This window comes from Clostridium algifaecis (genome assembly GCF_017874415.1).
GTDB lineage: Bacteria > Bacillota > Clostridia > Clostridiales > Clostridiaceae > Clostridium_B > Clostridium_B algifaecis.
Map to the genome: position 1 here is coordinate 90,139 of NZ_JAGGLM010000003.1, position 12,813 is coordinate 102,951.

General features: G+C 24.3%; 12 protein-coding genes. All 12 read right to left on the reverse strand.

Annotation, left to right across the window (positions count from 1 at the left end; translation table 11 throughout):
- Positions 1 to 55 precede the first annotated feature (55 nt).
- The 12 genes from J2Z42_RS04255 to J2Z42_RS04310 all read right to left on the reverse strand — a co-directional run bounded on the left by J2Z42_RS04255 (position 56) and on the right by J2Z42_RS04310 (position 12,810).
- Positions 56 to 1,165, reverse strand: a complete 1,110-nt coding sequence (locus J2Z42_RS04255; protein WP_281063521.1) for an acyltransferase — start codon at positions 1,163 to 1,165, stop codon at positions 56 to 58.
- A 249-nt stretch (positions 1,166 to 1,414) separates the two neighbouring features.
- Positions 1,415 to 1,897: a sulfatase-like hydrolase/transferase gene (locus J2Z42_RS14625; RefSeq protein ID WP_281063522.1), complete on the reverse strand. Its 483-nt coding sequence runs from the start codon at positions 1,895 to 1,897 to the stop codon at positions 1,415 to 1,417.
- A gap of 58 nt (positions 1,898 to 1,955) precedes the next feature.
- On the reverse strand, positions 1,956 to 2,552 hold the full coding sequence (locus J2Z42_RS14630) for an LTA synthase family protein (protein ID WP_209701149.1): 597 nt from the start codon (positions 2,550 to 2,552) through the stop codon (positions 1,956 to 1,958).
- 77 nt (positions 2,553 to 2,629) lie between these two features.
- A complete protein-coding gene (locus J2Z42_RS14635) occupies positions 2,630 to 3,244 on the reverse strand; it encodes a CatB-related O-acetyltransferase (protein ID WP_209701151.1) in 615 nt (204 codons plus the stop codon).
- A gap of 30 nt (positions 3,245 to 3,274) precedes the next feature.
- On the reverse strand, positions 3,275 to 4,384 hold the full coding sequence (locus J2Z42_RS04275; protein ID WP_209701153.1) for a glycosyltransferase: 1,110 nt from the start codon (positions 4,382 to 4,384) through the stop codon (positions 3,275 to 3,277).
- 1 nt (position 4,385) lies between these two features.
- A complete protein-coding gene (locus J2Z42_RS04280) occupies positions 4,386 to 5,837 on the reverse strand; it encodes a flippase (RefSeq protein WP_209701155.1) in 1,452 nt (483 codons plus the stop codon).
- A gap of 126 nt (positions 5,838 to 5,963) precedes the next feature.
- Entirely contained in the window at positions 5,964 to 7,088 is a 1,125-nt protein-coding gene (locus tag J2Z42_RS04285; RefSeq protein WP_209701157.1) for a glycosyltransferase, read from the reverse strand.
- Positions 7,085 to 7,981, reverse strand: a complete 897-nt coding sequence (locus J2Z42_RS04290) for a glycosyltransferase family 2 protein (RefSeq protein WP_209701159.1) — start codon at positions 7,979 to 7,981, stop codon at positions 7,085 to 7,087. The genes J2Z42_RS04285 and J2Z42_RS04290 overlap by 4 nt, the downstream gene beginning before the upstream one ends.
- Positions 7,982 to 8,075: 94 nt before the next feature.
- Positions 8,076 to 9,167: a glycosyltransferase family 4 protein gene (locus tag J2Z42_RS04295; RefSeq protein ID WP_209701161.1), complete on the reverse strand. Its 1,092-nt coding sequence runs from the start codon at positions 9,165 to 9,167 to the stop codon at positions 8,076 to 8,078.
- The gene (locus tag J2Z42_RS04300) at positions 9,167 to 10,285 is read right to left on the reverse strand and encodes a glycosyltransferase family 4 protein (RefSeq protein ID WP_209701163.1); all 1,119 of its coding nucleotides are present in this window, start codon (positions 10,283 to 10,285) and stop codon (positions 9,167 to 9,169) included. Before J2Z42_RS04300 ends, J2Z42_RS04295 begins: the two co-directional genes overlap by 1 nt.
- Positions 10,286 to 10,475: 190 nt before the next feature.
- The gene (locus tag J2Z42_RS04305) at positions 10,476 to 11,711 is read right to left on the reverse strand and encodes an O-antigen ligase family protein (protein WP_209701165.1); all 1,236 of its coding nucleotides are present in this window, start codon (positions 11,709 to 11,711) and stop codon (positions 10,476 to 10,478) included.
- Between the two features lie 25 nt (positions 11,712 to 11,736).
- A complete protein-coding gene (locus tag J2Z42_RS04310; RefSeq protein WP_209701167.1) occupies positions 11,737 to 12,810 on the reverse strand; it encodes a mannose-1-phosphate guanylyltransferase in 1,074 nt (357 codons plus the stop codon).
- Positions 12,811 to 12,813: the final 3 nt, after the last annotated feature.

Consider the following 12,813-nt stretch of genomic DNA (forward strand, 5'->3'; position numbering starts at 1 on the left):
AAATTTAAATTACCTACAAAGCATCCATCACTCGATAGTATTTTCGTTCTAATACTCAATTATGAATTTTTTTATATTTATTACCTGTAATACAAAAACTAAGGACTTTAATTTTTGACGCAATACATATAGTTATATACGACATTATGAAAACAAATACAGGAGAAATAATTAAATACAAGTATGGATTTACAGGATATTTTTGAAAAATAATTAATCCAACATTTCTAAATAAAAAATGTACTAAATAAATCCCAAATGATAAATACGAAAGATTTAAAATAATAGGTTTAATTTTTGCTGATAATTTATGCTTTTGTAATAATTGCTTAATAAAAATAAATAAAGTAATTGACATAACAACTACATTTGGAGTTAAAAAGTCTTGGAAAAAAATATTTTTATTTCCTAATAAATTTTGATATTCATATCCACCTATTGCAGTTATCATCCATCCTATAATAAAGAGAATAACTAAACTAATTGTATTAAAAGTTCTTTTACTATTTGCTAATTTATATCCTAGAATGAAATATCCAAGATATCCCGCAAGAATATTTAAATCTGCATAATTAGCAAATTGTACTTTTGGTATAAATTGATGAATAAAAGGCATAAAAATACTGAAAAATGTCCAAATCAAGAGTGCATAATTAATAAGAGCTTTATTAGTTCTAGAAATAAAGCACCTAACAATTGGTAATATTAAATAAATAGCAATTAATGCATATAAATACCACAAATGTTCTGCATATCCTCTTGTTGAAAATATTGAAGCAATAAACTCTCTAATAATAGAATGTCCACCTTTAACACGACAATATGCAATAATATAAATTATATTCCATACTAAAAATGGTATAAGAACTCTTGGTATTCTTTTTTTGAACAGATATTTTAATGAAATATTTTTATCATTTTTCAATAACAAAGCTCCTGATATCATAAAAAAAATAGGAACGTTGAACCTAGTGAAAGTATTTAAAATATTATCTATGTGCCAAAGCAATGTACCTTGATATTTTAAATATTCATCTACACTAAAATGTCCAAATGAATGATTTAATATAACTGCAAGCATTGCTATGACACGTAGAACATCAAAATATTCAATTCTTTGAGTTTCTTTTGCCTTAAATTTATTTGCTATTTCCAACAAAATCATCTCCTATATGTATATGATATATAAAATTAATTTAATATTTGCTAATAAATTAGCTATATCATTAGTATTTTGTCCATTATCCCATAATTTTTTTGCAAACCGCCAGATCCTAGAAAAATGCTATGCATTTATTTTTTCCGCTGTCTATTTGACAGGGAGCAGTTCATTCATTTTGAGACAGCTCATTTTTAATTACACGAAATTTTTCAATTTCAATATTTAATATAATAAAGTTTTAGCAATAAGATTTTATTTATTCTTTAAATAGTTATACCTTATTATATAATCTGATGCATTCAGCTGATTTTTTGCTTCATTTATTTTTTTCAAATCATTGGATAATATTTTTCCGCTATCTAAATTATAAGTAGTATTATTCTTTTTGTCATAAAAATTTCTTCCATAAACATAACTGCCATCTCTTAAAACTACTAAATGATTTTTATTATCTAGAACACTACTTCCAAAGTGTTTAATTCCATTTATATCATATAAATCAAATACTGTTGGCATAACATCAACTTCTCCAACACTATTATGATTTATTCCCTTCATCTTAGTATCAGATAATCTCATTATTAAAGGTACTTTTTGATAATCTTGCCACTGATAATCCTTATTCAAATCTTTTTTAATTGTTTTTTCAATATTGTCTTTATCACTTATTGTCATAGCATTATGATCACCATAAATCATAAGAATACTGTTATCCAGTACACCACTAGTTTGCAACTTTTGTTTATAAAATTTCCAAGTTGTTTATCTGTATAATTTATAGCATTATAATAAGCTAATGTAGAATATCTGGATTACAAAAGTCATTGTTAACTTTAAATGGAGAATGGCTGGTTAAAGTTATAGTAAAATCATAAAATGGTTTCTTATTTTTCTTAATAATATCAACATTTTGATTAAAAAGACTTTTATCTGATAAACCCATATCTATCATGTCATCGTTTTTTAACTTCTCTACTGAATAAAATTTATTAAATCCATATTTATTGTAAACACTATTTCTATTCCAAAACGAAGCTTTATTTCCATGGACAGCAAAAGTATTATATTCCATTGAATCCATTACCTTTGGAAGCGCCTCAAATTCATTATTATACTTAGTCATATATACAGAACTATTTTCTAGTGGATATAAAGAAGTATTTGTAAGTAATTCTGCATCAGATGTATGTCCCAAAGATATTTGATAATAACAATTATCAAAATATAAACTCTGTGAAATAAGTTTATTTAAATTAGGGGTTATTTCCTTTCCATTATATTTTCTATTTATTACAAACTGCTGAAGTGATTCTACTTGAATAATTATAAGATTTTTTCCTTTATATTGACTATTACTATAATTGCTTGTCTTAAAATTATTGTCTATCATTTGCTTATCATAACTTGTTAATTTAGTAAAATTAGTATTATTTTTAACATAATTAAAATCATCAATAAACGTAGAAGCTATAAATCCAAATGATTAATAATATTATCATCTGCACTGCTATAAAGATAATCTATATTGTTTTTAATAAATTTTATATCAATTTTACTAAAGTCTAATTTTAACATTTTATCTATAGTATCTTTATTAAATCTATATTTAACAACTTTTGCTGGATTTCCACAAACTATTGCATAAGGGGGAACATCTTTAGTAACAACACTTCCTGCACCTATTATGGCACCTTGTCCTATTGTAACATTACTTAAAATTATAGAATTCATTCCAATCCAAACATCATCTTTTACAACTATTTTACCTTTAGAATAAGCTTCAATTGTGTTCTCTTTTAATGCCATTACCTTAAAAGGATATGTAGAAAAATATCTATAATTATGATTTCCACCTAAAATAAATCTTACATTTGAAGCAATAGATACAAAATTTCCAATTTCTAATCCTTCATTTTTACTTTTCCATGCTTCAACTATTATAGGACCATATGACATTTTCCCAATTTTCACACTCTTAATTGGAAAAATATTGGATGCATTAATAAAATTGTGTTTATTCATTGCTCTAAACTTTTTTTTAAAAAAATATAGCTTAAAATAATATTTTAGAAAACCAAACATAAAATTTCTCCTTTTATTCTAATGTATAATCTATTTTTCATTTAACTGTTTAAGTATTTTATTACAAATATTAGGCCAATAAAATTTATTATATGCATATTCCTGTACTGCATAACAATTTTTGTTTAATTTATTAACATTATTACAATTTTTTACCAAATAATTTCCTAATTCGTCAGCATTATCAATTGCAAATATGCTGCCATAAGTTTCAGAATCTGTTATATCCCTAGCAGCTTCAACATTTGATGAAATTATATAGCAACCATTCTTCATTGCTTCTAGAAATACTAATCCAAAGCTTTCATATCGTGATGTCAAACAAAATATTTTTGATTTTCTATATTCTTCATTTAACTTATTTCTATCATAAATTGGTCCTGTAAATGTTATTTTTTCTTTCAATTGAGGATTTTCTTTATAAAATTTTTTTATATAATTCCTAAAATCATTTTCGATAGGACCAACTATTTTTAATTTCCAATTTTCAATTTTACTTTCAGCTAACTTAAATCCTTCCAATAAAACTTCTGTAGCTTTTTCATATGTTCCTATCCTTCCAACAGTACATATTATATTTTCTTTTTCATCATATTTAATCAATTCTCTATTTTCATAATCGTAGAATCCATTAGGAATATACTTTACATTTACTTTCCAATTATTTCTTAAATAATTATATATATTTAACGTTTCAATACTTAAAAGATCAAGTTTATTAAAAATTAATCTTTTAAGTTTAGCTTTTATTCCATTTGAACAAGGGTTAGTACTATTTTTTATGCGATAGTCAGCATCTAATTTTAAATACACTTTTCCTTTTTTATTTAAAAATTTATATACATATATCCATAAAGCTGTTCTTTTAGAAAAATGAAATAGATGTAAAATATCTATTTTTCTTGAATTTTTAAACAAATAAATTACTCCATCTAGAATAGATTTACCTGTATATTTTTTTATAAAATCTATTTTTAAACCTTTAACTTCATTATTTAAATAAGGATATTCTCCATTTTTATAACAAACTATGGTAGAATTAATTCCAAATTTTTGATACATAATATATGGAATCATTCCTACATCCTTAATTAAATGTACATTTTCTGTTTCTGGAAATATGGTAACAAAATTCATCATTTTATTCTTCCTTTGTTAACAAATTTGACTTCAATTCACTTATCGTAACAGTTTTGCTCATAAATAATAATATAATATAAATTATAACACCTATTATAGATAGAATTACAGCATTAGACGTTAATTGCTTAAAATAGTATATAAATACACACATAATTATTGAGTTAAAAATTATTTTAATTATAAAATAATTCTCATATTTAAATTTAATCTTAATTCTACTTGCCTTATACATTAATATTAGATTTATAAATTCACTTATTAATAAGTTTATAGAAGCACCCTCAATTCCCCATTTTCTTATAAATATTAAATTTGAAATAATATTATAAGTAGAAGATATAAAAACTACATTCATATATTTTTTTTGTAAATTCCATGCACTTAATCCATATCCATATATTTCTCTTATATATAATGCTGCAACATATATCATTAATATAGTAAAAATTTTATACGCCGATAAATATCTATTTCCATATAAAGTTATAATAATTTCTTTATTTAAAACTAAAGATACAGCTATTAATGGTATTATCATTATGTATATATATTTTCGTATATTATTAAATAATTTTGACAACAAATCATATTTTTTATCATTATAATATTTGACAAATAATGGGTATATTGGTGTAAATAAAATACCTACTATCATTATAAATGCACTTACTATTTTATAAACAGAATTATACAAACCTATTTCGTAATCAGATCTCATAAATCCAAGCATTAATGTAGCTATACTAGAATTTATTGCAGCAAAAACTCCGGAAAAAAAGAATGGCCATGCACTTTTTATAAGATATTTATAACTTTTTATATCAAATATAAATTTAATTTTTAGATTATAATATTTTTTCATTATATTAATTAAATATACACTGCTCAATAATGTTGCTATAAACATATATAAAGCTACATAGTATATGTTACTAATCTTTAATACTATTATTGATATAATTACTAATAATGAATATATAAGATTCTTAATTATTATAGATCTAGAATTATATTGCATTTCTTCATTAGCATTAAAAATCCAATCCACATATATAGCAATTGGGAAAACCGTCAAACCGTAGAATAATATATTTAATTTATAAATCATGCTTTTATGTATAAATATAACTAATATAATTATTAATATGTATGATATAGAAGCTAAAATTAGCCTTAAGCTCAATATAGTATTTATTTTTAAATTATTATTATCATTTGACCTAGCTATTTCAATAGTTCCAAAAGTTTGCAATCCAAAACTAGCCAATGTTATAAAATAAGATACTATAATATTTGAAAAATTTATTATTCCAAAATTACTAGGTCCAAAATAACGTGCTATATATACAGTAGCAACAAACATCATAAGTTGACCAACAATATTTGCACAAGTTAATGATATAAAATTTTTTACTACCTTATTTAATTTCAAATTAAGCCTACTTAACATATAATAATCCACCTTAAAATTTAAATTAACCCGTAATGACAGCATTTACCTTATCTATTTTTTCATTTAAAATGTACTCAAAATATCTAACAAATCTATTATCCCATTCGATTAAAAAATCTAATTTTATAATAACTTTCTCTTATTTTTAATGATATTTCTATATATTTCCATATGTTTTTCAACTATATTTTCCCAGCTAAATTTAAAATCTGAATTAACTTTATAGTTTTTAATACCTTCTTGTTGATTTAATTCTATAATGTTTTTTAAAGTTTGTATATCATCATAGCTATTCAAATAAGTAATATTTAAACCGTTAAATACTTTTCTTCCATTTCTCATTGTTGTAACAATATGTTTTCCTTCTTGTATAGATGCAAGAAAGCTTCCATTTTTACTTGATAGTCCATTTACAAATGGTAAAACCATAAAATCTGAAGCATTAATATATTTTCCAACATCTTGTGATTTAAGATAGCCTGTAATATAAATATAATCATTTAAATCAAGTTTATTTATTAAATTAATTATAGAATTGTGATATTCATCATCTTTTTTTAATTCTCCAATTATTAAAAACATAGTCTTTAATTTATTTTGCTCTTTTAAATTATTAATGGCATAAAGTATAGATTCAATACCTTTTGTTCTATTTATAAATCCGAAATACCCTAATATTCTATTGCAATTGTTTTTTAATATTTCATTTCTTATTACATCTCTATCTTTTTTGTCAATATTAGATTTGGGTATATTAGAACCAATGTTTACATAATAAAAATCTCTTTTTCTTAAAAACTTTACTTTTTTTATATCGGATATATAATGTTTATCAACAACTATTATAGCATCAGACAAAAATATATTAGGCCATATTCTTAGCTTTCCTAAGGTGCTGTTGTCACTATATTCATGAATTGTAGTGATAATCTTATATTTTTTATGCAAAAAATATGGTAACATATTTATCATTATATTTTTCTTATAAGCTAGAGTCGGATATTGAATGTGTACAATATCAGGATTTATGTCATTAATCTTATTTATTATCTTCTTTAATTCACTATTATCCCAATTTTTAACTATATCATAAATTTTATATTTATTATTTTTATCTATTCCCTTTGTAGTTATAACACTTAAATTAATTTCTTCAACTTGACTTAAATAATTACATAATATATTACTATAATCACCCACGCCACATTTTATAGGTGGAAATGTTCCTGTTATCATACATACTTTCATAATTTTGCTACTCCCATAATATTATTCTTAATACTATAAAAAGTATATTTAATAATTTTCTTTTTTTCGTTATCTCTTTCTATAATAGCTTTTATAAATTTCAAGAATAATCTAAGTCTAATATAAAAATACATAAATATTTTATTTAATAATCTAAAATTTTTTGTTATAAGATAATTTCTATTTCTATCATAATAATAGCCAACTACATTATTTATTTGCTTAGTTGACGAAGATACTTTATGATATATTTTTGCATACGGTGTATATACAATTTTAAATCCTTTACTCTTTATTTTTATATTCCAATCAGTTTCTTCATAATATAAAAAATATTTTTCGTCCATTAATCCTGCAAGTTCTATAGCTCTTCTGCTAACAAGCATCATACATCCTGTAACATATTGAGTCTTCGCTATTACATCATATTGTCCATTGTCTATTTCATTAACTCCTATATGCTTCGTTCTTCCTGTATAACTATTTAATTTTCCTCCTGCATACCATATTAACCTTGGATTATAATAATAGTATATTTTTCCTCCAACTATTCCTATGTTTTTATCACTTTTAGCACACTTAACCAAATTGTCTAAAAAATCATATTCTACTAAAGTATCATTATTTAACAATAATACATAATCTGCTTTATTATTTAATGCATACTTTATTCCTAAATTGTTTCCCCCAGCAAATCCTAAATTCTTTTTTGACTCTATAATTTTACAATCATTTAATTTCTTTTTTAAGATTTCAACTGAATTATCAGAAGATGCATTATCAACTATTATGATTTTATAATTAGAATAATTTACTTTTTTTAAACTATCCACACATTCTATTGTATCTTTATATCCATTATAATTAACTAAAATTACGTATACTAATGGCATTAAAATCAATCCCTTAATGTTTATTTTCACAAGTTGTTTTTTGTTTATAATTTCTATTTTAATAAGAAAACAAGTTCCTTAATTTTTTAATTATTTATACACTATAATATATCTTAAAAGTTTTATCACATGTTTTTTCCCAATTAAATAATTTTGATCTTTCAATTAATTTTTGTTTATCACAACTTTTATCCAAAACTTTTTTAATTAATTCCGCCAACTTTTCATAATCTTCCGCTTCAAATTTTTCTCCAGCATCTCCAACAACTTCCGGTAAAGAACTTGTATTAGAAACAATAACGGGACATCCACAAGCCATAGCTTCAAGAGGTGGTAAGCCAAATCCTTCATAAAGTGATGGGAATATAAAAACATTTGCCAGATTATATAATATAGGTAAATCTTCATCATCCACATATCCTATAAATCTAATCTTACTTTTTAAATTATATGTATTTATTACTTCCATAAGTGGTTCATTAATTTTACCATTTATAACAAGTTTAATATCATTGTCTACTAAACTCATAGCCCTTATCAAAGTTCTAACATTTTTATGAGGTTTTAAATTCCCTATATACAATATAAATTTATTTGGTAAATTATATTTATTTTTTACTTTTATTAATTTGTCATTATCATCAATATATTTAAATCTATTATCTACACCATTATATGTAACAACTACTTTATCCCTATCACACTTAAGCCAATCTACAATCTCATTTTTAGAAAACTCTGATACTGTTAGTATCTTCTTGCACTTTAAAGCTGATGGCTTAACTATATATTTATAATAATATTTGTGAAATGGACTATAATACTTAGGAAATCTAAGATGATTTAAATCATGTATAGTCATTATCATCTTAGTTTTTATAAATGGACTAGCTACAAAAGATGGAGAATGAAATATAGATTTGCCGTTATACTTATTTACTACTAAGGGTAGTTCTATCTGCTCACTTAAAGATAAGAATTTAGATTTCATTTTTATAAATTCTATGTTATTGAATTGTCCAAAAATTTCTTTTGATAAATTCAAGTTATTAACAAGAAGCATCATATGTACTTTATCTTCAAATGACATATTCTTAATAATTTCATAAGTATATCTAGCAATTCCATGTAAATGCCTATCAACCATTCTTGCATCTATTATTACATTTAATTTTTGAGAATCCATTACAGTACCTTCCACTTCTTAGTATTTAAAAATTCATTATACTTTTCATCAATAAAACTTTTTATTTTCTTTTTAAATATTTCCTCATCAAAATTTTCTGCATGTTTTCTTATAAATGCTTTATCAAAATTTAAACTTTCAAACTTTATTACTGCACCTTTTAAAGCTTCTACAGTTTGTTCCTTAAAGAAAACGCCTGTTTGTCCATCAATTACAGTTTCAAGTGCTCCACCTTTTCCAAAGGCTATAACAGGTCTTCCACTTGCCTGTGCTTCCAGTGGAGTTATTCCAAAGTCTTCTTCTCCCGGAAATATAAAAGCTCTACATTTAGAATAATATTCTTTTATAACATTATCAGGCTGTCTGCCTAAAAATTTTATATTATCTTTAGCCTTAGATTCAAGTTCTTGTCTCTCAGCACCATCGCCTATAATAACTAAAGGCAAACCTAATTCATTGAAAACTTCCACAGCTAAATCTATCTTTTTATATTCTACAAGTCTCGATACAATTAAAAAATAATCTTCATCCTGTTCACTTATATTAAACAAACTACATCTAACAGCAGGATGAATGACTACACTTTCGCGTCTATAATGTTTCCATATTCTTTTTGCTACATTTTCAGAATTAGCTATAAAATAATCCACTCTATTAGATGAAACATTATCCCAAACTCTCATATAATTCATAAAATATTTTAAAAAATTCTTTTTTAGCTTTTTCATATTAGAGGTATTGGCATACTCATAATAAAACTCCCATCCGTACCTCATAGGTGAATGACAATAGCAAACATGCATAGCATTTGGGTTTGTTATAATTCCTTTAGCACAAGATGAACTGCTACTTAAAACTACATCATATTCATTCAAATCAAAGCTTTCAAATGCCATCGGCATAAATGGAAAATATTTTTGATGATTTTCTTTTGCGCCTTTTTTATTTTGCAAAAAAGATGTTCTTACATCTATATTTTTTAATTCATTATCCAAATTATCTGGATTATATATAGTTGTATATATAGGAGCATTTTTATAAATTTCTTTGAAATTTATAACTACTCTCTCTGCTCCTCCCATATTAGTAAGCCAATCATGTACTAATGCTACATTCATTGATAATACCTCATTTTTAAATTTATTTAACTACATTCTTTTTTATTTCCTTTATCCTATCAATATCCTTCTTCTTACCAACAAAAATAATATCATAACATCCAAAATTTACTGGCATAAAATAACCGGTATATGCTTTCTACCTTATTCCATAGCCTACCGAAATGTTATCTACCTATGTGGATAGTTTTTACTTTATTAAAATCAAAAGAATTACAAACCATGTAAGATGGTGATTTAAATTATGATTGCTTGTAGCAAACCACAAAACATGCAATAATCCAACATTACATATCGTACTATACAATTTATAAGTAAAATTATCACTAACATTTGATACTTTACTATAAATTTTCTTAAGATTTATAGTAAACATTACTATGCTGCATATAATAACTAAAGTACCAAGTATTCCATTTTCAAACAATATTTGAAGATATGTATTATGCATCATAGCTTCTCTACCAAATCCAACTCCTAAAAACGGATTTTTAATAAATAGCGAATATGCCCCTTGCCATGCTTTCATTCTTTCATTAAAACTTCCATTATTATTAATAACTGATTGTATTTGAACATTAAATAAACCAATCAAATTAAAAAACTTTACCTGAATTATACTAATTACAATAAAAAAGATTATCGTAATAGGGATCAATACCTTAAACATTTTTTTACTTCTATATTTAAAAATAATATAAATAATAGAAGCTATAAATGCTATATATGCAGCTCTAGTTGTTGATAAAAATAACGCTACAAATGTTGCTACATAAATTAATACAAACACAGGTATATTAATTTTAGAATATATTTTCTCTACATTTTTTTTATTTATAATTATTATAGTTAGCACTGATAATACAAAACTAGAAACTATTCCATATTCATTAGGATAAGATCCTGGTGAAAATCTCAACATACCATATCCATACTGAATCAACACATAAAACCTAGATATACTATTTGCACTAAATTTTCCAAAATGACATCCTATTAAAAATATATATCCAAAAAATAAAGAAATAATATAACCATATATATATAATTTAATATAATTTAATTTTTTTATAATTGGCTTATCTTTTAAATATTGTGCAGATAATATAGTAAATAATATACATGTTATCAATAATAAAAGTCTAAATATTGGATTTTCATAAACATTATATTTACTATTATAAGTAAATATTAATGAAACTGAAGCATATAAAATTATAGGTAATGGAAATAGCATATACTTAATATTTATATTTTTATAATAGAATATAAAAAATAATAAAATACCTATTACCATTAAAAAATAATATGGTCTAAAAGAATATATATTAGGCGGTACTGGTATAAGTCTGCCAATTGGTCCTAAAAAAACATATAATCCTATTATAATATTAAACATCTTATTAGTGGTTAATTTATCAATCATTAAAATACCTCATACTTTATAATATTTATTTAGTTACATTTTTTTTTATTTCCTTAATCCTATCAATATCCTTCTTCTTACCAACAAAAATAATATCATCACTTTCAACTACAAAAACGTCATTAAGTCCTACAACTACAATTGGCTTGTCCTTGGAAAAAACAATGTTGTTGCTGCCATTTAAATTCTTAGTATCACCTACACATACATTGTTGTTAATATCCTTTTCCCTGTACCTTTCAACTGCATACCAAGTACCTATATCATCCCATCCAAAATCCGCCGGTATGACATAAATATTATCTGCCTTTTCCATTATTCCATAGTCAACTGAAATGTTATCAACATGTTGATAACTTTCTTCAAGTACTTTATTGAAATCAGATGTTTCTGTATTAAAAATGCCGTTTAAAATCTTATATGTATTGTTTAAATACTTTTCTGTAAGTTTAAGTATGGTATCACAGTTCCATATAAACATTCCACAGTTCCAAAGGAAATTCCCTTTCTCAAGGTAATCCTTTGCCTGCTTCTCATCAGGCTTTTCCACAAATCTTTCCACTTTATATGTATTAAAATAACCAGTAAATGCAGCTTCATTTGTGTATTGCTGTATATTTTTTATATATTTGATATATCCGTAACCTGTCTCAGGTCTATCCGGTTTCATCCCAAGTGTAACTATTGAATCACTGTTATCTTCTACAAATTCATAACCTGATTTAACAGTTTGTCTAAACTTGTCTTCGTCAACTATAAGGTGATCTGATGGAAGTACTACAATTGCTGCATCTTCATAATACTTTTTTATAGTAAAAGCTGAAAGTGCTATGCAGGGTGCTGTATTTCTTCCAATCGGTTCTACTATTATATTTCTTTCAGGTAAATCCGGCAGCTGACCTTTCACTAAATCAACATACCTTTTAGCTGTTACCACAAATACTCTTTCTATTGGAATAAGTGGAGTAAGCCTTCCTATAGTCATCTGAATCATTGTATCATTGCCTAGAAGATTTAAAAACTGCTTTGGCTTTTCATCTGTGGAAAGAGGCCAGAATCTTTCACCTTTTCCTCCTGCCATTACAAGTGCACATAGCATAAA